This window comes from Psychrosphaera sp. (assembly GCF_982872775.1).
The window spans coordinates 1-23546 of record NZ_CEYNSH010000034.1; the positions used below are offsets into that span (position 1 = coordinate 1).

At 38.2% G+C, this 23546-nt stretch carries 17 protein-coding genes and 1 tRNA gene; 8 read left to right on the top strand and 10 right to left on the bottom strand.

From position 1 onward, the window contains the following. Nucleotides 1-1248, bottom strand: a 1248-nt coding sequence (locus AC4E96_RS10365) for a BCCT family transporter (RefSeq protein WP_490255766.1), incomplete at its 3' end; no start/stop codon positions are given. Between the two features lie 232 nt (nt 1249-1480). Between AC4E96_RS10365 and AC4E96_RS10370 the strand changes: the two genes are divergently transcribed. Next, entirely contained in the window at nt 1481-4132 is a 2652-nt protein-coding gene (locus tag AC4E96_RS10370; protein ID WP_490255767.1) for a TonB-dependent receptor, read from the top strand. A 106-nt stretch (nt 4133-4238) separates the two neighbouring features. Next, nucleotides 4239-6329 (top strand): tetratricopeptide repeat-containing sulfotransferase family protein, encoded by a 2091-nt coding sequence (locus AC4E96_RS10375; RefSeq protein WP_490255768.1) that lies wholly within the window; start codon nt 4239-4241, stop codon nt 6327-6329. Between the two features lie 69 nt (nt 6330-6398). On the opposite strand, the gene AC4E96_RS10380 is transcribed toward AC4E96_RS10375, so the two are convergent. Continuing rightward, nucleotides 6399-7784, bottom strand: coding sequence for an MATE family efflux transporter (locus AC4E96_RS10380; protein WP_490255769.1), 1386 nt, complete (start codon nt 7782-7784; stop codon nt 6399-6401). A gap of 281 nt (nt 7785-8065) precedes the next feature. Between AC4E96_RS10380 and AC4E96_RS10385 the strand changes: the two genes are divergently transcribed. After that, complete coding sequence (locus AC4E96_RS10385) at nt 8066-8557, top strand: low molecular weight protein-tyrosine-phosphatase (RefSeq protein ID WP_488032274.1); 492 nt, start codon at nt 8066-8068, stop codon at nt 8555-8557. Then, entirely contained in the window at nt 8558-9904 is a 1347-nt protein-coding gene (locus AC4E96_RS10390) for a class II 3-deoxy-7-phosphoheptulonate synthase (RefSeq protein WP_488032275.1), read from the top strand. A 154-nt stretch (nt 9905-10058) separates the two neighbouring features. On the opposite strand, the gene ppsR is transcribed toward AC4E96_RS10390, so the two are convergent. Continuing rightward, on the bottom strand, nt 10059-10871 hold the full coding sequence (gene ppsR, locus AC4E96_RS10395; protein ID WP_488032276.1) for a posphoenolpyruvate synthetase regulatory kinase/phosphorylase PpsR: 813 nt from the start codon (nt 10869-10871) through the stop codon (nt 10059-10061). Nucleotides 10872-11047: 176 nt separating this feature from the next. Between ppsR and ppsA the strand changes: the two genes are divergently transcribed. After that, on the top strand, nt 11048-13429 hold the full coding sequence (gene ppsA / locus AC4E96_RS10400) for a phosphoenolpyruvate synthase (RefSeq protein WP_490255783.1): 2382 nt from the start codon (nt 11048-11050) through the stop codon (nt 13427-13429). A 76-nt stretch (nt 13430-13505) separates the two neighbouring features. On the opposite strand, the gene AC4E96_RS10405 is transcribed toward ppsA, so the two are convergent. Together AC4E96_RS10405 and AC4E96_RS10410 are read right to left on the bottom strand one after the other, a co-directional pair. After that, on the bottom strand, nt 13506-13952 hold the full coding sequence (locus AC4E96_RS10405; RefSeq protein WP_490255770.1) for a YchJ family protein: 447 nt from the start codon (nt 13950-13952) through the stop codon (nt 13506-13508). 17 nt (nt 13953-13969) lie between these two features. Then, complete coding sequence (locus AC4E96_RS10410) at nt 13970-14362, bottom strand: hypothetical protein (protein ID WP_490255771.1); 393 nt, start codon at nt 14360-14362, stop codon at nt 13970-13972. Between the two features lie 98 nt (nt 14363-14460). On the opposite strand from AC4E96_RS10410, the gene AC4E96_RS10415 reads away from it, so the two are divergent. Together AC4E96_RS10415 and AC4E96_RS10420 are read left to right on the top strand one after the other, a co-directional pair. Continuing rightward, nucleotides 14461-16971, top strand: a complete 2511-nt coding sequence (locus AC4E96_RS10415) for a 7TM diverse intracellular signaling domain-containing protein (protein ID WP_490255772.1) — start codon at nt 14461-14463, stop codon at nt 16969-16971. Then, complete coding sequence (locus AC4E96_RS10420) at nt 16961-19285, top strand: 7TMR-DISM family protein (protein ID WP_490255773.1); 2325 nt, start codon at nt 16961-16963, stop codon at nt 19283-19285. Before AC4E96_RS10415 ends, AC4E96_RS10420 begins: the two co-directional genes overlap by 11 nt. Here the strand turns inward: AC4E96_RS10420 and AC4E96_RS10425 are convergent. From AC4E96_RS10425 to AC4E96_RS10440, 4 genes are all read right to left on the bottom strand, one after another. Beyond that, nucleotides 19282-19770 (bottom strand): DUF6436 domain-containing protein, encoded by a 489-nt coding sequence (locus AC4E96_RS10425; protein ID WP_490255774.1) that lies wholly within the window; start codon nt 19768-19770, stop codon nt 19282-19284. The two genes, AC4E96_RS10420 and AC4E96_RS10425, sit on opposite strands and share 4 nt — an antisense overlap. A 23-nt stretch (nt 19771-19793) precedes the next feature. Beyond that, nucleotides 19794-21242, bottom strand: coding sequence for a methyl-accepting chemotaxis protein (locus tag AC4E96_RS10430; protein WP_490255775.1), 1449 nt, complete (start codon nt 21240-21242; stop codon nt 19794-19796). Nucleotides 21243-21324: 82 nt separating this feature from the next. Next, complete coding sequence (locus tag AC4E96_RS10435) at nt 21325-22086, bottom strand: substrate-binding periplasmic protein (RefSeq protein ID WP_490255776.1); 762 nt, start codon at nt 22084-22086, stop codon at nt 21325-21327. A 287-nt stretch (nt 22087-22373) separates the two neighbouring features. Further along, nucleotides 22374-22450 (bottom strand) — tRNA-Val (locus AC4E96_RS10440). Between the two features lie 226 nt (nt 22451-22676). Between AC4E96_RS10440 and AC4E96_RS10445 the strand changes: the two genes are divergently transcribed. Further along, nucleotides 22677-23318 carry a riboflavin synthase subunit alpha gene (locus tag AC4E96_RS10445; RefSeq protein ID WP_490255777.1) on the top strand — a complete coding sequence of 214 codons (642 nt, stop codon included), beginning with the start codon at nt 22677-22679 and terminating at the stop codon, nt 23316-23318. A gap of 13 nt (nt 23319-23331) precedes the next feature. On the opposite strand, the gene AC4E96_RS10450 is transcribed toward AC4E96_RS10445, so the two are convergent. After that, nucleotides 23332-23532 carry a CPXCG motif-containing cysteine-rich protein gene (locus tag AC4E96_RS10450; protein ID WP_488032285.1) on the bottom strand — a complete coding sequence of 67 codons (201 nt, stop codon included), beginning with the start codon at nt 23530-23532 and terminating at the stop codon, nt 23332-23334. Nucleotides 23533-23546: the final 14 nt, after the last annotated feature.

The following is a 23546-nucleotide window of genomic DNA, read 5'->3' on the forward strand; positions in this document are numbered from 1 at the left end:
GCCAGAGTCACATGAGGTGACAAAGAATACGACGATAATCAAAACGGACAAAAATGATAATAGGTTACTTAACGGCATTTGTTCCATGAAGTAGAAGAGCGCGACAGAGACATCTTTATTCACTATATCTGCTAAGCCAACCGCGACATCGTCCGCGACTAAAGCAATAGCGCTATTACCAAAAATTGTCATCCACAACAGGGTAAAGGCCGTTGGTACCAACATAACACCAATGATAAACTCTCTTATTGTTCTACCTTTGGAAATACGCGCGATAAACATTCCAACGAATGGAGCCCACGCTAACCACCACCCCCAATAGAATATTGTCCACCCGCCAATCCAGTCTGTTTTTTGATAGGCAAACAAATTAAAGGTATTTGTGATGATATCGCTTATATAAGCGCCCATATTTTGTAAATATGCTTGGAGCAAAAATATTGTAGGGCCTACAAAAAAGACGATGAGCAATAGTCCAATAGCAAGGACCATGTTGGTTTCTGATAAAATCTTAATCCCTTTGTCCAAACCAGTGGCGACGGAAATGGATGCTAGGCCTATAATCGCGACCATAATTATTATTTGATTTTGAACACTAACTTCAAAACCGAATAGATAATTGAGCCCTGAATTAACTTGTGAAGCGCCTAGTCCCAGTGATGTTGCAACACCAAAAACGGTACTAACAACTGCAAAAATATCGACTAAGTTTCCGCGCCAAGAATAGATCTTTTCACCAATCAAAGGATAAAGTGCTGATCTAAGCGTCAGTGGCAGCCGATGGCGATAACTAAAGTAAGCCAGTATTAGCGCAACAATGGCATAAATGGCCCATGCGTGTAATCCCCAATGGAAAAAGGTAATCTTCATCGATTCACGCATTGCATCTATTGACTCAGGTTCTGCATTTGGTGGCGCCAGGTAATGCATTAGCGGCTCCGCAACCCCAAAAAACATCAACCCTATGCCCATTCCGGCGGCAAACAACATTGATAGCCAACTAGGTAATGAATATTCTGGCATTTCATGATCAAGGCCAAGTTTTATTTCACCGTTTCTAGAGATGGCCAAATACAATATATAAATCAATATAATCGCGACGGTTAATACATAAAACCAGCTACCATTTGTAATTATTGCAGCTTGTAAGCTGTCGAATGTTGATTTGGCATTTGATGGTAACAGGGCCGCGTATAACAGTAAGGTAGTTATTACTAATGCAGAGGAGAAAAACACGCGTTTATTCATATTAAATGCCTTGGGTTTGTGTTGAAACAATTAGTTTACTATTTATTGCTGCTTGTTTTTTGGCTACATTATAAGCTATTGTTATATTGCAAATAAAGAAAGCCATCAGTAATTATAAAGTTATAAGTGTAAATACTAATAGGATTAAAAATTAATTAGAAGTCTAAATATATTTTTATTAGTTAAGTCTAACTATTTTGTGAAGTAACTAACAAGCTTCAAGAGGAATATTATGTTCAAGCGAAAAACTCTGTCCTTATCTATATCCATAGCGCTATCCGCAAGTTTGATTCCCGATCCAATTAAAGCAGAAGAAGTTAAAGATCGTAAAGAAATTGAAAAAATAGTGGTTACTGCCACAAAAAGAGCAGAAAACATCCAAGATGTACCTGTCGCAGTGACCGCATTGAACGGTGATCAACTCGAGTCGTTAGGTGTTAGTAACTTTGATGCTTATGTTGAGTATTTACCTAATGTTACTTTCCAAGGCACAGGTCCAGGGCAAAATGAAATTTATATCCGAGGTGCGGCGACGACGCAAACAGGCATAGCAGTATCTTCTGTTCAAGCATTGCAGCCTTCAGTCGCATTTTATTTAGATGAACAACCGGTATCGATGCAAGGGCGGAACCTTGATATTTACGCAGCTGATATCGATAGGATCGAAGTACTACCAGGCCCGCAGGGTACATTATTTGGGGCGAGCTCTCAGTCCGGAACAGTGAGAATGATCACTAAAAAGCCCGATCACTTTGGTCTTGGCTACGGGTTTGACGCTTCTATATCAACGACCAAAGGCGGTGAACCGAGTCACGCTCTAGAAAGTTATGTTAACTTCACGCCAACTGATGATGTAGCAGTTCGTGTTGTTATGTATAACGATGTTCAGGGTGGTTGGATTGATAACATTCTAAATGAGCCAGGCAAGGGCGGCTTTAAAGGCAGCCCGGTCGTTATTAGCAGAGTGTCAGGTGGGGTTTTGGCTGACCCAGAAAATACGCCAATCATCTCTCCAAGAAATGATCAGTTAGTAGAGGATGACTTTAATGATGCTATGTATTCTGGTGTAAGAGTTGGCGTTAGTTATGACATTACGGATGACTGGAACCTATTGCTCCAACACACAGGCCAGCAATTACAGACCGAAGGGGTTTTTGCCTACGACCCAAATCTAGAAGGCGAGTCATCGGCTAACCGATTTGTACCTGAAGATAACGACGATAGCTTTGGATTGACGACGTGGACGTTAAAAGGCCGTTTAAGTGAGTTGGAAGTGATATACACTGGTGGGTATCTAGATCGTGAAATTGACTCAACAATTGATTACACCGGCTATACCAATGGCGGGTTATTTTCTGCGTACTATGCATGTACTTATGGTGGCGGCCAAGATGAAGTATGTTATGACCCAACCGGTTTCTATAAAGAACATACCGAATCTTCTAGGCTTACCCATGAACTTAGGTTTAACACCGATGCTGAAAATCAGTGGCGCTTAACCGCTGGTATTTTTTATGACGAACAAGACTTAGAAACGGTGGGTTTATTCCAACTTGGCGCTGAAGGTAAGTTCCCAAATGGTGTATGGGGTACGGATGGAGCCTTCCTAGCAGGTACAGATGGAATTAATAGTAACGGTGGACCATTTCCAGTAGAAGTTTCTTTTGTTAACGACGTGGGCCATGGTATCGACCAGTTAGCTGTTTTTGGTCAGTTAGAATTCGATGTGACGGATACTTTAACGGTTAGTGCAGGCGCACGGTGGTATGAAATCACAGATAATTATAAGGGCGCGACGACGACCGTAGACGTTTCTGGACGGTTAAAGGCCTTCGGTGATGGTTCTGATGCTGCGCTTGAAGAATTAGAAGGGCCAGCATTAGTTGAAGCCGTGAATCAAGGTCAGTTACAAATTGATCTGTTGGATAAAGATGGTGAATTAACGGTAGACGATACTATTTTCCACTTCGGGCTAGATTGGAAACCAACAGATAACGTTCTGTTATTTGCAACACGCTCAGAAGGATTTAGACCGCCTGTAACTAACCGCGTTGGTGGTGGATTAGCAACAAATCAAGCTGGTGCATTTGAAGGCTTTAGAATCCCAGTTTATTCACTGACAGATACGCTTGAAAACTATGAGTTAGGGATTAAATCAAACTGGTTAGATAATTCATTAAGGCTGAATGCTACGGCTTTTTATTCTGAAATAGATAACTTACAAACTTCTCGATTTGACCCGGCAAATATTAGCTTTTTGGTATTTACCGACAATGTGGGTGATGCAGAAATATCCGGTGTTGATGCTGATTTCCAATGGTACGTATCTAATAATTTCGTACTCTCTGGCGCGGCAAGTATTTTGGACACAGAATTGACGAGTATAAATAGAGAGCTTAAAGGGATTGCGCCAGATGCAGGAAGTCAATTGCCTTATTCATCAGAGTTTTCAGCCAATTTACAAGCTCGTTACTACTTTGGACTATCCGATGGCTTTGAAGGCTACGTTAATGGTGCTGTCACTTACACTGGTGACCAATTAGCGGGAATGAAAATGGATGCATATGTACTTGAAGATGCAACTCAGCTGATTTATGGAACCGGTTCTGGTCTTGAAATACAAGAAGAGTCTGCAACGTTTAACGGTGTTAACTATACGGATAGAAATGGCCAGGCCTTTAAAGGTGGCCGCTATGTTCAGCCATCTTATACGTTAGTTAACATGTCTGTTGGTGTAACTCGAGATGGATGGTCAGTTGAGGCATTTGTAAACAACCTGTTTGATAAGAGGGCGGTACAATACATAGACACTCAACAATTCACACCAAAAGTCGTTTCTAACCGACCTCGTACTGTAGGTATTCGATATTCCTACGATTTTTAGAAAGTTAGACTTATAGCAAATGATAGCAAGAGGTAGTTCGTTACCTCTTGCTGCTTTTAATGGTTTAATGTTACAAAAAGGCAATAAATCTAAGATTAGGATTAAAATGGCAGTAGTGGATAAAAAACGGAATGAGCTTGATGAACAAAACCAAACTGTCATCAAGGAGTTAGAAAGCCAATTATTAGATTCAAAAAAAAAGTTGAGTGCCGGCAATATTAATGGCGCACTATCGACTCTCAAAACCATCCAAAATACGTTAGAAAATCTTCAAGTCAGTGCCAAAAATAAAACTCACATACAAAATTTAAGTACTGAAGCTCAATATTTAATCGCGGTTAGCTATCGATTGTTAAAAAAGAGTACACAGGCCATTTCAACGCTTAATACGCTTATTAATACAACAAAGAGCTATGCAAGAGCATACCAAGAGTTAGGTTATAACTTTTTAAATGAAAAAGAACTAGACAAAGCGATAAATGCTTTTCAAACAGCCGTTACGCTTAATCCTGTATTGGTATCAAGTTGGAAAAATATACACCAACTCATTATTAGTAGCTCAAATAAAGCATTTGGGAATAGGAAAATAAACGGACAAGTAGTTACGCGTCAATTTGTAGAAGAAAAATTAAAGTCTTTAGCCACAATCCCTGCGGACGTAATAAATGCGACAGATCTACTATTCGAAAATAAAATGGCACAAGCAGAAGAGCTTGTACGCCAGTATTTGCAAAAGAAACCTCATCAGCCTGATGCAATGGCATTACTAGCAGAAATTGGTATTAAAAACAAAGTGTACGACGATGCTGAGTTTATATTAGCAACAGGCGTGGAGTTGCACCCAAACCATTTTCAATTAAGGTTTCAGCTTATTGGCCTGTTAATGAAGTTGGGTAAATACAGCGCTGCGATAGAGCACATTGACTCAAAAAGCTGGCCATCGAGCAACACCTTTGCAAAAGTTTTAGCAACACATAGAGCCATAGCGCTTAGTAACCTTGGTAAAACGGAAGAGGCGTTAAAGGCCTTTAGCCAATTAGATGATCAACACACGAACGAAGAAGTTTTGATACAGTGGGGCCACGCATTAAAGTACGCAGGAAAGTTCGATGAGGCAGTTGAAAAATACAAAAACGCTTATCAACTAAATCCGCGATGCGGTGATGCCTATTGGAGCTTAGCTAATACAAAGCGATATGTATTTGAAACTGACGAAATTGAAAGCATGAGAGCGTTAGTTAACTCAGAAGAAGTTTCAGTTAAAGACAGAACACATGTCCACTTTGCTCTTGGTAAAGCACTTGAGGATAAATCTAGTTATAAAGACTCTTTCGAACACTACAAAATGGGCAATGCGTTAAAGTCTTCGGACGTTAAATATTCTCCTGACAGTACCGAAGATCTTATAAAACAGCTCATAACTACCTGTACGAGCGAATGGGCGACGTCCATAGAGGCAAATCTATCTTCTACCGCAACACCTATATTTATCGTCGGTCTTCCACGGGCAGGTTCAACACTGGTAGAGCAAATATTAGCGAGTCACTCTAAAGTAGAGGGGACATCTGAATTACATAATATTCTTAGTATCGCTTTAAAATTAAAAGGTAAAAGCAAACTAAATCAAACCTACCCGAATAGACTAATCCAGTTAAGCTTGGAAGAAAGAGAAAAGTTGGGTAAGCATTATTTAGCAAATACGGAAGACTACAGAACCAATAAGCCGTTTTTTATCGATAAAATGCCGAATAACTTTTTACATATTGGTTTAATTAAGAGTATTTTACCCAATTCTAAAATAATTGATGCTAGAAGGGAGCCAATGGCCTGCTGTTTTAGCGGGTTTAAACAGCTTTTCGGAGACGGTCAGGACTTTAGTTACGACTTGGAATGGATAGGGCGCTATTACAAAGGTTATTTAGAGATAATGGATCATTGGCACGCTTTGTTCCCAAGTCAAATATTTAAAGTACAACATGAGGACCTCATTGAAAATACGGATAAGGTCATTGAGTCACTATTAGCGTATTGCGGCTTAAATAACGAACCACAGTGCGCACGGTTTTATGAAAATAAAAGGACCGTGTTAACACCAAGTTCAGAACAGGTTAGGCAACCTATATTTAGAGATGGAATGAATCAATGGCGCAACTATGAGCCGTTTTTAGGTCCACTAAAGAAGGCTCTAATGGAATAGTCGACTCGAGATATGTTCAAAACTGTTCCGAGTTTTAAACTAAACAGTTTTGAACATTATAAAGCGCGTTTAATGAAGTAGCGACTCTGGTTTTCTTAACGTATATCCGAGTTTGATAAAAAACATGATAGACGCGGCCGTCAGTCCCACAACTATACCCCACCATAATCCAGCGGCGCCCATAGCAGGTACAATGTAATCTGTTCGTCCTAAAACCCAACCCAGTGCGAAGCCGATAGGCCAATATGCGATAAATGTGATGTACAATAATGGTTTAGTTATTTTAAGGCCCTTAAAAATGCCTGCTGACATAACTTGGATTGCGTCGGGAAGTTGATAAATAGCAGTAATAATCAATATTGAAGACGCTAATGCCATTACTTCAGGCTCATTGGTATACATTCCAATGATGAGATCACGGAAAAGATACGTTAGTGTCATGACTACCGTACCGAAGGCTGTCGCCATAACAAAACAGGTTCTAATTGCTTGTTTTAGCTTATCTATATTACCAACACCCTTTAGATAGCCTATTCTTATCGTTGCTGCCATAGACAAGCTCAAAGGCATCATAAATACTACACTGCTATAACTAAACGCCACTTGATGACCTGCAACTGCGACAGCACCAAGAGGAGCGATAGCTAACGCAGAAAATGCGAATAGGGTAGTTTCAAAGATCAATGAAACAAAAATAGGAACACCGATTTTGGTTAACGTTTTGATCTTCTTTATATTAGGCTTTTCGAATTTATCGAACAGCTTATAATCTTTTAACGCCTTGGCGTATTTCAGATATATAACCATTACGATAAAGCTGATTACTTGAACAATAGCCGTTGCTAATCCACAACCTGCACCGCCGAGTTCCGGCATACCAAATTCGCCGTAAACAAAAATATAGTTAAGTGGAATGTTTGCGATTAAACCAACTATACCAGTGATTAAAGCTGGGGTAGTTAAACCAAGGCCTTCACAAAAGCTTCGCATTACAAAGAATAAACAAGTCGGAACAATACTCCAGATCGCAAATTGCAAATAACCATAGGACTTATCGTATAACTCTGGCTCCAAATCTAGGTTATTGAGAGGAACTTCAGCAAATTGGTAAAGGAAAATGACAAACAGTGAAACAATAAATGCTAAGTAAAAGCCTTGATGCAGCGTAGATGTAATAGATTTGTTTTTCCCGCTGTAGTTTTTACTGCCAAAGTATTGGGCGACTACTGGCGTAACGGCAATAAGGAGACCCTGTACTGAAAATATAACCGGGCCCCAAAGACTGGTAGCGATACTGACAGAGGCCATATCAATATGACTCAATCGACCTGCCATAACGGTATCTGTAAACAGCATAAGTGCAGTAATCACTTGCGTTACCAAAAGAGGTAAAGCTAATTTTAAAAGGTGTTTGATTTCATCAATATCGAAATATTTGGGCTTGGTATTAGTCATATTGCACAGGCTCTGCGATTGGTGGCGACATTATCCATGACTATCATCGTTCTTGCTAGCCAAATTGAGTTTAAATATAGGAATTATTTGATGAAAATACGGTTAAAAATTAACAGTTAGTATATAGACTCTATTTTTATAAAAAGGTGGTTTAAATATGAATTTTATTGTGGCTTAATGTCATCATCAGTCAGCTATTTCCAGCGCCTTTTATTCATTGTTTTTACTTTCTGGAAATAACTTACTACTTAGTATTAACTTTCAATCAAGGTAATCAGTTCGTGTCATCAAATTCTGGTGTTTTTTCAGTTTTGTTTGTCTGCTTAGGAAATATTTGTCGTTCGCCTTCGGCGCATGCTGTGTTTTTGAAAAAAGCAGAACAAGCCAATTTAAACGTGCATGTCGATAGTGCGGGTACCGCAGCTTATCACACGGGTGCTAAGCCCGATGCGCGGTCGGTACAAGCTGGAGAAAGCCGCGGATACGACTTCAATAATCTAAAAGCAAGAAAGGTATCAGACCAAGACTTTGTCGACTTTGACCTTATATTAGCGATGGACTTGAGCAATCTGAACGATTTACTCTCTCGATGTCCAGATGAATATAAAGAAAAAGTGAAATTAATGATGTCCTTTGCTCAAGTTCATTTAGATCAAGAGGAAGTACCCGACCCGTATTATGGTGGTTCAGCTGGTTTCGAATATGTATTGGATCTCATCGAAGATGCCAGTGACGGCATCATTGGACACATAGAGAAAAATAAGGTGAACTAAGTGACTGTATGGACTCCCGATAGTTGGAGAAACTTTCCAATTAAGCAACAACCTAGCTACAAAGACACACAAAAATTATTAGCAGTGGAAGAGCAAATTCACTCTTTTCCACCTCTTGTTTTTGCTGAAGAAACAAGAGAACTGTATCGCCAGTTAGGTGAAGTTGCTCAAGGTCGTGGATTTTTATTGCAAGGCGGTGATTGCGCCGAATCTTTTAACGATTTTAACGCCGCAAATATTCGTGACACGTTTAAAGTAATGTTACAGATGGCCGTTGTTTTGACTTTTGGTGGCAAAGTGCCGGTAACTAAAATTGCGCGTGTCGCCGGTCAATACGCAAAACCACGTTCTGCAGATTTTGAAGATGTAAATGGTGTTCAGCTTCCCAGTTATCGGGGCGATATCGTTAATAGTTTTGAGCCAAATGCAGAAGCACGTGAACCAGACCCAGACCGTTTAGTAACGGCCTATCACCACAGCGCATCTACATTAAATTTATTAAGAGCGTTTGCCCAAGGTGGACTTGCAGATTTACACCAAGTTAACCGTTGGAACATGAGTTTTGTAGAATCAAATCCAAACCGCGAGCGCTACCAGGCTTTAGCCGATCAGTTGAAAGAAACACTGGATTTCATGGAAGTGATTGGCTTGACGTCTGAAACAACGCCGATGATCAAAGAGACTCAACTGTTCACTTCACACGAAGCACTATTACTTAACTATGAGCAAGCGTTAACGAGGAAAGACCATTTAACTGATAAATGGTATGACTGTTCTGCTCATATGGTGTGGATTGGTGAGCGCACAAGGCAGTTAGACCACGCCCATATTGAATTCTTCAAAGGCATTAATAACCCGATTGGTGTGAAAGTTGGTCCTGGTATGGAACCAGATGAACTAATCCAGTTAATCGACACGCTTAACCCTAACAACATCCCGGGTAGATTGACGCTTATTACGCGTATGGGCGCCGATAAGTTGGCTGATCGATTACCAGCGTTAGTAAAACGTGTGAAAGAAGAAGGCCGTCATGTCGTTTGGTCGTCAGATCCAATGCATGGCAACACCATCAAAGCGAGCAACGGTTATAAAACTCGCAACTTTGATTCTGTATTACGCGAAATCCAACAGTTCTTTGCGGTTCACAAAGCCGAAGGTACTTGGGCAGGCGGTGTTCATTTTGAAATGACGGGCCAACACGTAACAGAGTGCACTGGTGGTGCTTATGGCCTGAGCGAAGCTGATTTATCACAACGATATAAAACTCAATGTGACCCACGTTTGAACGCTGATCAAGTATTAGAATTGGCGTTCTTAATAACGGATGCATTGAAAGACGCTCGTTAAACTTCTTTAAGCAGGACAAAATCAAAAGCCACTATATTAAGTGGCTTTTTTACTTTGTAAGATTGAAGTACCTATTTAGGTTTATAAATTTGGCTATTGTTAACTACCAAGTAAAGTACACCCACTCCAAACAATACGGTGTAAAGAAGTATATTTAGTGGTTATATCTTTCTAACTTCATCTCAGAAATTATCTTCGCTGAAATTTCTTCAACGGAGAAGTGGGTAGTATTAATGAACGGAATCTTATTGGATTTATACATTCTTTCTACTTCACGCAACTCCATTCTACATTGTCTAATAGATGCGTATTTACTATTTGCTAATCGTTCGTTTCGAATCGCCGATAAACGAGAAGGTTCTATGGTTAATCCAAATATCTTTTTCTTATTGCGCTTTAACATCTCTGGAAGTTTTAGATCCTCCATGTCTTCTTCTATAAACGGATAGTTTGCGGCCTTAATGCCATATTGAAGTGCTAAGTAAATACTCGTTGGGGTTTTTCCGGAACGTGAAACGCCAACTAAAATAACATCTGCATTATCGTAATTTTCCGTTGTTTGGCCGTCGTCATTAGCCAAGGCAAAGTTCATCGCTTCAATTCGCGCATCGTATTTGTGCTCTTTTATGGAATGCGTTCTATGTTTTACTGGTGTTGCTTGAATGTTCAACTTCTCTGATATTTGGGTAGTAAACGGCTTTAAAACGTCAAAACAAATGGAATTTGAGTCACAAATTGTATTTGCCAATGACTGATCCACAAAAGTATGGAAGACAAAAGGGCGATGGCCTGTTGTTTTATAACGTCGATTTATTTGGGATTGTAATTGTTTGGCTTTATCCGGGCCTTCGATAAAAGGCGCGGTAATGTGCTCTATGTCAAAGTCATATTGAGAAAGCGTAGCATGACCAATGGTTTCAGCTGTAATGGCGGTTCCATCAGAGATGTAAAAGGCGGTTCTAGTCATGTAAGTCCCTTGTAGTAATAAACTTTCAAGCGCAATTAAATTTTACCTCAGCAAAATGCTGGTATAGAATGCGCTCGAACTGTAAGTGATTTTGTAATATTACAAATTGTATAACAAAACACTTTTGAGTCTCTATTTAAATCTCAAACTTATTAAATATTAGTGGAGTAGTCATGGTGCAACAATATGTACTCTGGTATCAAGAATTAGGAATGAACGACGTCAACCAAGTTGGCGGTAAAAATGCGTCACTAGGCGAGATGATCAGTAACTTGGCTAACGCCGGCGTAAAGGTACCAGGCGGATTTGCAACCACCTCGTATGCATTTAATGAGTTTTTGGAGCAAAGTGGATTAGAAGAAAAAATTCACAATGCATTAGAAAGTCTAGATGTTGATGACGTCAATGAGCTTGCTAAAGTCGGCGAGCAGATTCGAAACTGGATAATTGAAACACCATTTCAACCCGCTCTAGAACAAGCAATGGCTGACTCTTATAAGAAGTTGGCAGGTGAGCAAGGTGATGAAGCTTCGTTTGCCGTTCGTTCTTCGGCTACAGCAGAAGATATGCCTGATGCGTCTTTCGCGGGTCAGCAAGAAACTTTTCTTAATGTAAAAGGCCTAGATGCAATTAAGGTCGCGGTAAAGCACGTTTTTGCTTCTTTATTTAACGATCGCGCAATTTCGTATCGTGTACATCAAGGATATGATCACAAAGGTGTAGCTTTATCAGCAGGCATACAAAAGATGGTTCGCTCTGATTTATCGTCATCAGGCGTTATGTTTTCAATAGACACTGAGTCGGGTTTTGAGGATGTCGTATTTGTTACTTCGTCATTCGGACTTGGTGAGATGGTAGTGCAGGGTGCCGTAAACCCAGACGAGTTTTACGTGCATAAGCCAACACTTTCGAAGGGCCTTCCAGCGGTTGTCAGAAAAACAATGGGCAGCAAAGCTGTTCAAATGATTTATGCAGAGACACAAGAACACGGCAAACAGGTTAAAATCGAAGATGTTGATGTTAACAAAGCCAACGAGTTTTCTCTAACAGACGAAGAAGTAATGGACTTAGCTAAACAGGCGGTCATTATTGAAGAGCACTATGGTCGCCCAATGGACATTGAGTGGGCAAAAGACGGTCTTGATGGGCAGTTATACATAGTACAGGCGCGTCCAGAAACAGTTCGAAGTAATGAAGAAGCCAATGTAATTGAGACATTCCAATTAGAACGCCGTGGAACTGTTCAATGTACTGGTCGTGCTATTGGTCACAAAGTGGGATCTGGTACAGCTAAAGTGCTCGGCTCAATCGCTGAAATGGACCAAATCCAACCAGGCGATGTTTTAGTAACAGACATGACAGACCCTGATTGGGAACCAATCATGAAGCGAGCTTCTGCTATTGTTACCAACCGAGGTGGGCGTACTTGCCACGCTGCGATTATTGCCCGTGAGCTTGGCATTCCTGCTGTTGTAGGTTGTGGTGACGCCACAGAAAAAATGGTTACTGGTGATGAGGTAACTGTTTCTTGTGCTGAAGGCGATACGGGTTATATCTACTCTGAAGTTCTACCTTTTGAGGTTGTTACATCAAAAGTAGATGAAATGCCAGACCTGCCTGTTAAAGTTATGATGAATGTCGGTAACCCTGACAGAGCGTTTGATTTTGCGCGTTTACCACATGCTGGTATTGGTTTGGCGAGACTCGAGTTTATCATTAACAGAATGATCGGTGTTCACCCTAAAGCGCTGATTAATTACGATGCTCAACCATCAGACGTAAAAGATGAAATAGATGAACTTACTGCTGGCTATGAATCTCCAGTTGAGTTTTATATCAATAAGCTGAAAGAAGGTATCGCAACACTAGCAGCTGCGTTCTACCCTCAAAAAGTTATCGTTCGTATGTCTGACTTTAAGTCAAACGAATACGCTAACTTAGTTGGTGGTGATCAATACGAGCCGGATGAAGAGAACCCTATGATTGGTTATCGAGGTGCATCTCGTTATATTTCTGAGAGTTTCAGGGATTGTTTTGCACTTGAAGTTGAAGCATTAAAGCGTGTTCGTAACGACATGGGTCTTACTAATGTGGAAGTAATGATCCCGTTTGTCAGAACGGTTGATGAAGCACGTCAAGTAAGTGAATTGTTAACTGAACATGGTCTCAAACGTGGTGAAAATGGCCTTAGGGTTATCATGATGTGTGAGTTACCATCTAACGCTCTTTTAGCGGACCAGTTTTTGGAGTACTTCGATGGTTTCTCAATTGGTTCAAATGACTTAACTCAGTTAACTTTAGGTCTAGACCGAGACTCAGGTTTAATTGCTCACCTATTTGATGAGCGCAATGAAGCGGTTAAGGCTCTGTTGTCAATGGCGATAAAAGCAGCTAAAAAAGCAGGTAAGTACGTAGGAATCTGTGGTCAAGGCCCTTCAGATCATGAAGACTTTGCAAACTGGTTGGTTGAAGAAGGGATTGATTCTGTCTCTTTAAACCCTGATACTGTTTTAGAAACTTGGTTATACCTAGCTGAGCAAAAAGCGAAACGTAGCTAAAACCGAATTTTTGTTTTTAGTTATATCAGAAGGTCAATCGTAAACTGCGATTGGCCTTTTTTGTAAGCGTTAATTTTTATAAGTGACACTTTTTATACTTTTTACCAGACCCACAAGGGCAGGCATCATTACGAGAAATTGATTTAGTTACGGTTTCAAATAAATGACCAGTGTCATATCGCCATTCACCACTTTCTATAACAAAATTAGAACGTTCATGAAGGCATCCTAAGTCATGGTCTACGATAAAGTATGCTTTAAACTCAACCTGTGAATCCGTGTTATCAATGATTTCTAACCTTACAAACTCAACATCATTTGCTGATTCTTTAAGTTCTTGCAAAGTTAAACTCTTCTTTAAATTATCTGAGCTTGTTTTATACAAGTACTCGACTTTACACAAACTAAATGCAACATAACGTGAGCGCATTAATTCGAGTGGGGTGGTTGCTACTCTTTTCCCATTTATTAATTCTAGACACACACATTGCTGAACTTCTAAATCACATGGACACGCCATCATCTAAACCTAACAATAAATTAATGAGCAAGAAGTTTACTCTCGAATAGACCTAAGTGCACTTGTTGCTGACCTGATTTGGAAAACAAAAACTCTAATTGGTCAATTGGTAACAAGTCCTTGCATACAAATACAGCAGCACAGCTTTTACTCTCTAATGCTTTTTGCGCCGTTAAAAATACATCAGACGTGTATTTTGTAGAAAATGCGATGACTCTATTTGCATCTATACCATAGGCTACACATAGCTCCTTCGTCACAAGTACCTTGTCAGAAATAACCATAATCCATCCTTTTGAATTGCGGAAATCTGTCATCGCTTCAAAGATATTTAATGACTGCTTTTTACACGATATAGCGCTATAGTTATCAATTACTTGAGTTTGAATTTTAGTATTTTTATGTAAGTTCATCGGCGAATTCTCATCTATTTAAATGGCACTGTTTATTTATACAGTGGTTGTAATTTAGTTTAGTTTTTCACCGTTTGCAAGCGTTTTTGGAGTGTGTTTTGCTAAAAAGACCAGAATATTTCTTTGGTTTGGTTATTTTGTTTCCACTACTCACATTTCTTTTTGGTAGTGTTAATAACTATAACCAGATAAACAGCCTTGCGATCGGGCAGAATTCGCTGTTTACTGAAGTTAATAAAAGTGTTTATGTCGATGAATCCAATAGTTTGCTTGAAGACTCAGTTATGGAGGCCCAATTTTCCCAGTTTAGCGATACAATAAATTGGGGCTTTAGTGCCAACCAATACTTTTATCGTTATGAAATTAAAAACAAATCAAATGTGAAGAAGGACTATGTATTGTTCATGGATAATCCAATGATGGATAGCATCCGTGTTTACGAAGTCTTAGATAAGAAGCCTATATTAATAGAAAAGTTAGGTGACACAGCGAGTCTTAATAACCCCTCAAAAAGTGCCATCCCCAAAATCTCATTTTATATCGAACCCAATGATTCAAAGTCATTCTTAATTGCAACGAATACAACCGGCAGTGCTTTTCTGCCAATGATATTGTTTGAGCGTACAGATTATGAACGTTATAAAACTGCAATACTTTTGATTTGGGGCGCATTCATAGGTATCGCCTGTGTGATGACAGTTTATAATTTAGTTTTATATTTTGGCTCAAAAGATAATCTTTACTTATTTTATATTGGTTATGTAGTATTTTTTACTCTCGAGCTAGGCGTTTTGCATGGCTTTGCAGCGTTCTTAGTTCCTGAAACGCTTTATCATTTGTTGTCTAAAAACATCAATGTACTCAACGCAATAATAAGCTTTTTCACCCTTAGGTTTGCTGTCAGATTTCTAAAGTACGAAAACCTGAATCGCAGTACATTGGTAAGGTGTGTAAAATTATTTAGTTTTATCCTGCTTGCTTTTGCGTTGGTTTTCATATTCTTGTCCGAATCAAATGCGGCTGTAATTTTCTTCTTCTTACAGCTGATCACATACGGTCTCGTCATTAGTTTGATGGTATCTAGGTTTAAAGAACGATTACGCTGGACTAAATTCTACATAATTTCATGGCTACCGCTATTTGCTGGTGCTGCGGTTGGCTCACTTATGTTTATGGGTGTTTTGCAGTATGAGTTTTGGACACGTCATGCGGCATTAATTGGTGTGATGTTAGAGATGTCTTTAATAAGTCTAGCATTGGCAGAGCGGTTAAGGATTAGTGAGCAAGAGCGTTTATTTCAAGCCTCACATCACCCTACACTTGGAATAGCAAATTCGACAATTATCGTTAACAGCATAAACAACTATATTCAAAATAATAAAAGTACCCATGACCTAACTTTAGTTTCAATAGATATAAAGAAATACCATTCAATTACACCATACTTAAATGAAGTCCAATTAAAGAAATTGGTTTTTAGCTTTATTGAAGAAATAAAAGACTTAGCTACGTTAAACTTATTATTATTGGAATTAGAGGCAGTAGCGAAGTTTAAGAATTTTGCAATTGTAAGAGAGGGCACTATCGCTTTTTTAGTCTTAAGCAATGATGATGCTTTACTCAAAAAGACTTTGAACAGTATTGCTGAATATTCGCCTATTAACTGCCGAATCGATGGAGTTCCTTTTTATTTGCCTTATACAGTAGGTGTTGCTTCATTTAAGGATTGTAATAATGAACCTAATTCTTTGATTAATAATTCAATTAGAGCTGCAGATATTGCTGCGGGGGTAAAAGATAAAATACATTTTTATATTCCTGATAGTAGTAAAAAGGTGGTAAATAAACTTCATGTTGCATCCGAATTGAAATCTGCCCTAGAATTCAAAAGGTTTAATGTTAGTTATAATATAATTACTGATAAATCTTCTAATAACGTTATTGGTATCAACCCAATATTAGAGCTTAAAAGTGAAATCTACGGTTGCCTTTTACCCTTCGAATATATACATATAGCCGAAGACTCTGGTTTAGCATCACACCTCGTGCTTTATAATTTTGAAGTATGCTGTGAGTTAGTTAACCAATTAGCTCAAGCACCAACCTTTATATCTTTTGTGATTTCTGAAACTGCATTTCAGACATCTAATTTGGTTAATGATTTACTTAATACTTGTAATGAATATGGGGTTAGTCCACAAGCGTTTTTAATTAACCTAAATATGATCCCACAAACGTACCTGCAAAAAAAATTAGTGAATGAACTAGCGAAAGCGGGATTTCAATTTAATTTATGTAGACTAAAAGGCGATATTGATGGTTTATTTAGTTTGCCAAATTTTAAGTTCGACTATTTGGAGATTGAAAGTCAATTATTAGAGAAAAACAAACAGGACAAAGACATCCCATGGATCATAGATTTGTATGTTAAAATTTTGAGTCGCCTAAATTGCAATCTAATTGTTAATGCAAGTACCACAAAATTTATTCCGGTAACCTTGAACAAAGATTACCTAATCAAGAGTCCATGTAAAGCCCTGACTATTCATCAATTAGACAGGTTAATGGAAAAGGGTAGTATCAAGTCAGGGACTTCTTATGAAAATTAAAAGACACCTCAGTCGAGTCATTGTTTTATTTGCATTGAGTACTGTTTTAATTGCACTTGTTTCACTTAAGTCGTCATTGAATAGTATTTTATCTTTAAATTTATCAAAGAATAATTTTGAAATTAATTATGAATTTAAACAATTTAAAGAGAGTTCCTTACCAATAAAAGGTGTAAAAGAGTTCAATGAAATGACTGCGGCAGAAGCCTTGAATGTTCTAAGGAGGCAAGAAAATTACACCGGCGCTATCAAAAATGTTCCTTTTGGTGAATCAAATAACTGGTATTTGATAAAGCTAGATAATCATACGTTAAATAAAAAGGAAATGGTTTTCTATATCGATAACCCCATGTTGGATGAAATTGATGTGTTTACCGTTGGTAATGGCCTCGAGTTATTTTCGAAACAGGGAGATCATCGGTCCTCGCCTAACAATTTAAAAGCCACACCCAATTTTGAGCTTAAGTTATTACCCAATCATTCAACAGAAGTTTTGATTAGAACAAAAACGCTCGGTTCCCCCAACTTCCCTTTGTTAATTTTTGAAAAAGAAAAATTTGCACGATATAAAAATGCTATTTTTCTTATTTGGGGGATTTTTATAGGAATTACAATTTTAATAAGTGCCTATAATTTAGTCTTATATGCGGGTAGCAAAGAGTACTTATACTTAATTTATGTTAGCTATGTAGTTCTCTTTCTAATAGTTCTATCCGTGTTACATGGTTTTGGCTGGTTTATTTTTCCAACCGGTGTTATGGCATTTTTTAGTACAAATCTAATCTTTTTATATTATTGGCTGGGAATTTGCCTCACTCTTTTTACTTACTATTTCTTAAACGTCCAAAAAGTTAAAAAGGATAAACTTAGAATTGTCACCAGGTTAGCTGTAATTTCCATGGGATTATTATCGGTAACTTCGTTATTTTTGAAAGAATACCAATCTGCAAATGTATTCTTCCCCCTACAGTCGTTAATTTATGTACTGTGTGTGGCCATGGTTATTAGTAAAGCATTTGTTAATATTCGGTGGACCAACTTTTATATATTGTCTTGGTTTCCATTGCTAATTAGTGCCGCTTTTGGCTCGATGTTGATGCTTGGGCATATTGAATATTCTTTCTGGACTAGACATTCCACAATGTTAGGGGTTCTTTTTGAAGTAATGTTTATCAGCCTTGCTTTGGCACAAAGGCTTCGTATGCGTGAGGAAGCTTTGTTTTACGCTAACACTCACCACTTAGGTACTGGGCTACCAAACGTTAACGCAATAAACTATCTTTTATCAAATAAAAGCCTAGAAGATAAAACGCATACCGTATTATTGGTTTCAATTGACAAAATCAGGTCAAATACATTTACCGCGACACGAAAAGATTATGAACAGTTCTATCAAGAGATTGGTAAGAATATTTCAACAGAGCTGAAGAAAGACTTGATGTTGCTTGATGTTAGTGAAAAGCAGACAGGAGAGGACGCATTTTATTATAATGATGATACTTTAATGTACATTATCCAGAGTAACGATGACTTTTTGCTAAGCGACACTCTGTCAAAACTCTTCATCGAGGATAAAGATCAAACCCCTCATGATAGTAAGCTAAGTTACTTAGATGCCTTTGTAATTCCGCTTAAAGCTGAAAATATAGAGTCCTCCGAATTGGATAGTTACAGGGCTTTTCTTTCTTCACAAACTACTAATTCAAACGTAAAGTTTTTTGATAAAGCAGCTAGAGAAAACTATAAGAAGTTTAAACAAACAACCGATGGTATTCAGCGCCAATTAGAGCTTAGAGAGTTAGGTGTGGTATTTAAAGAGGTAAAAGGCGAATTTGGTGAGGTTGATGCACTTCTACTACCCTACGTAAAAGGTAATTACGAAGATTTGTCAATAAAAAAGTTTCTTGATTCTACCAAGCTAATAGGCGCTGAGTACTTAGCCTGCAATGAATTACTTAAGTCAATTACGCAAATTATTATAGATAAACGTCACGGGCAAAACATTGTTATACAATTAGACGCTTTCTCATCTGAGCGATTATTGGGGTTGTTCAATAATTACATTAGAAGAAATACAATGAGTGTAAACAAATGTATTTATGTACTGACCCCACCTTCTTTTTTGTTTTGCAGTAAACGGTTTCCTATCCTATCTCAATTGAAAGAATATGAAGTCACATTGATTATGGATATAACCGAACCATTTTATTTCCAAAAACATAGTTTCTTATTGGAAGAGTTTGACTACTTCAGAGTTAAGGAATTAGGTGAAAAGGCTAAATTAAAACCTGGAAAGCACTTTTTTGTTTTTTAAATGTTGTTATTACAGTAACAACCAAACCCATCACTTTTGACAACTGGATACAAACTAGGTTTTATAATAAAGGGCTCTATTAGACCATCACCAGGTAAGCAAGAAAAGCCGGTAGAGTAGGGCCCGACGTAAACAATACGATTGTCTTTTATCGCTATTACTGCCGGTGTACTTGGAATAATGGCACGCCAGCTAGGTTGTTCTGAGATATTAACCTGGAGGTTTTTAAAGTCGTGAGTTTTTGCTAGTTTTTTTACGGATTGAATGTGTGGCTCGGCGACAAGGTTACAACGACATTTTGATTCAAATATATGAATTAATAGGTTTTCTCCAGTAGGTTTTATTGACGCTAGTTTTTGATTTATTTTTAATAAATTAATTGGTTTAGAGTCAGGTGAGAAATGACTCAATTGGCCACTTCCCGAATACCACAAAAGGCCGACAAGCATGCTTAACCATACAATCAAGGCAATTAATAACTTCAAAATATCGACCTACTGCTAAAAAATTAAACTACAAATTTTTCTAACTCGTTATTTAGTTTAGAAATGTTCTCATTTAGTTGACTAATACTTCCGTGCGCTTGATCAACCAACGACGCAAGTGAACCAGCAGTGTTGTTGAGTGAAACCGTAGATTGAGTAATATTTTCAGAAACTAAAGACTGCTGTTCTGCAGCTGTCGCAACGGAGGCAATATTTTCCGATACGGCACTAATATCTTCTAAAACTTTATCGATAATGTCACATGCTTTTATTGAAGACTCTGTTGCTTCAGTGGCATTGTTTAAACATTGTTCCATTTGTTCAACGGACTTTGTTACATCGGTGATCAGCGAAGTGGTAATTTCACTTATCTCTTCAGCATTTTTACCTGTGTGCATAGCAAGCTGTCTTACTTCATCTGCTACCACGGCAAAACCTCGACCGTGATCGCCTGCTCTGGCTGATTCGATAGCGGCATTCAAGGCTAATAGATTAGTCTGCTCGGAAATTGATTTAATAGATGACATTGCAGCTTCAATAGAACTGCACTTTTGCGCTAGCTCGTCGATAGTAGCCGAGGTGTCAGATAAACCATTTTTTAAGGTAGTGATGTTGTTATTTGAAGACTGGATAATTTGTTTGGCTTCACTAGTCTTATTGGTTGCTGTCTCTGCTAACATGTTTACATTATTAGATCTGTCAGCAATGTCTACATTAGCTGATGTCATTTGTTGTGTTGCTTCAGTGATCAAGTCTATCTGGACACCATTCGCTTGGGTTGCATCTGTAATTTTGTAGGTTATTGAGTCTACGTTATGAGATAAATCTAGAATGTTATTCGACAATTCTTTTGAGCTCGACGTTAGATGATTAAATGAAAAAATTAAGCGATTGAATTCTTCCATGGTTTTATTCTTTTCATCTAGCTCTACGGTTAAATCCAATTTCTCATCGCTTTTCAGCACCTCGTGGATTTTAACTTGGATGGTTTCGGCGGTGCGCGCTTCATCAAATGCCTTGGCACTTATGTAAGCCAAAACTCCTCCTTCTGCCACAGCAAAAAACGCGTGAATGAGTAGTATGTACACTAATACATAGTTTTCTTGAAAAATATAAATAGGGTAGCCATTAGCTTGAAGAAGAAAGAACATTACATGGTGTACTGCAACTACCACCACACTTGTAACAATGACTCGCCAGTCTTTATAAGTGGTTAAAAAGGCTAAAACACAAAAGATTTCAAAATGCATTTCAACAAGACCTTGAGTTTGCTGGATATGTAATGCAGTTAAAATCTGAATAGCAATCGCCACAGAATGTCGAGTTATGTAATGTAAAGGTCGAGTGAAAATGAAATATAAAGGCAAGGCAACCGTGATAAAGGAGATGGTGATAGCCACTGCCCAAGTATCTGTAAAATATGCAATTAAAAGAGAAATTAAGACCTGACTTAATAATACATACTTAAACATATTATTAGCCTTGTGAATCCAGATATATTTCATATTTAAAACCTAATTTTTGGTGATATTACCTTTATCATTTTTAAAATTTTTAATGACCCGCCTTCGCTTCTATGGGCAACTTTAAGGTTGAAAGCTCTTCTCTTAATTGTTTAATGATACTAGGTTCTGTACCTAGACTGACTGCTAAATAAAAATCCTGATCCAGTTCATCAAACACATAGACCTCTTTAAAAGACGTGGTGTGGCAATCATTTATGGAACAATAATAGTCCAGCATAAACCGGTTTGCAGGAACGAGGTCGAATCTTTTTTTCAGAAGCATTTTGATTGATGAACTCGTATCGATTATTTCAATCAGGTTTTTATCAAAACTAAATCCATTCTTTATAAGCTCTTGCCCCACCGCATCATTCGCTTTTACGCCAACTTTCAGGTTTTTTAAATTAGATAATTGAGTTGTATATTCTGCTGTTGAAGAATTTAAAGCGATCAAAATGGTTTTTACATTGATGAGTTTGCTAATCCAAATGAATTTAGACTCTCGTTCCGGAGTGCGGATCAAAGAAAAAATCACAGTATTAGGGCGGTTTAATGCTATCTGATAAGCATTAGTCCAAGGCATAACTTCAATTTCGGTTTGTGGCGAAATGTTATTAAGAATGAATTTAATTTGGTCTAAAACGATACCAGAGGCTTCACCGTTTTCGTTACTGACTTGAAATGGAGGAAGATGCTCAGTTACCACTCTTAAATTCGTTTTGCCCAAAAGGCTAAAAGATACCCCAAACGCTATGAATAAGCCGATAAATACGGCTTTTTTAAAACATTTTAATTGCTTACCATCTCTCATTAAACGCTCGTATACGGGTATGGGAAAAACGATTTAAGTTAAACATCAACTATTAACAAATAGCTCACATATAGCAGTTTTACAAATGTGGTAATAAGAGCGAGTATCGAAAAAAGCATTATCGGATGTTTTTTTGTGACGAAGTGCAGGCTGATGGTACGGACGATTACAAAATAGTAGGGCAGGCTTCTAGCAATCTTTTATTGAGAATAATTAACGATCGTTTAGATGAGTAAACTTTAGTTTCGATTAGTTTTAATAAGATAATAATGAGGGCTTGAAAAGATTGGTACAACCGAGTGGATTCGAACCACCGACCCCCACCATGTCAAGGTGGTGCTCTAACCAGCTGAGCTACGGTTGTATCCCGAGGACGAGAGGAATATTATCAGGGCGGATCTAAAAAGCAAGCCGTTTTTCCTAAATATTGCTTTGACTGCTTAATGATTCATCAAATTTGGTTTGGTTGATTAATTTTTGTAATCTATTGAATAGTTTATCTACTAAATTAGATTATTTTCGAAGGAAAAGAGTCTAACAATCCTTTAGTCCGTATATAATGCGGTTAAGAATAAAAATTAGGAAGCACTATGTTTACGGGAATTGTTCAGACTAAAGCGACAGTGGTCAGTATTACTGGAGATCATAGTTTTAAAACGATTTGTCTTTCAGTGGGTAAAGAGCACCTTGAAAGACTTACTATAGGTGCGAGTATCGCGATAAATGGTTGCTGTCTAACAGTGACAAAGTTCGAAACTCAGATAAATGATGTGGTTGGTCAAGTTTATTTCGACGTTATTGACGAATCGTTACAAAAAACTAACTTAGGCCAGTTAAATCAGGGGAGCCGTGTAAATTTCGAACGTTCTGTCACATTTGGAACTGAAATTGGTGGTCATATTGTTTCAGGGCACATCCATGACACTGCAACGTTAGTTAAAAGTGAAGCGGTCGATAAAAATTGGATAATGACCCTGGAACTTAAACCCGAATGGATGAAATATGTGTTACATAAAGGTTTTGTAGCAGTTAATGGGTGTAGTTTAACGGTAGGTGATGTTACGAAAAATACATTCAACTTACACTTGATTCCTGAAACGTTAAACATAACGAATCTAGGTGACTACCAAATAGGGGACCTAATTAACATCGAAGTTGATCAGCAGACTTACACTACCGTTCAAACGGTAGAGAGATATCTTAAAACACTAAAAGGGGCGCTTCCCAATTAGTGAGTCGTGAGGCTCAGTATATTTGTTCGTCGTCTGCGTCGACTTTTAATTCTACTTTGAGCCTAACTTCATCTAGGTGAATATTAAAATGGATTGCGTTGCAACAGGCTGCGCAATCTTCATAATAATCTTGGTCGCCATTGGTGGGATCGAATTCAAACCGAACATGGTGCCCGCAGTGTGGGCAATCGACTGTTTTTGTAAATGTATCCATTAGCCTACCTCTAC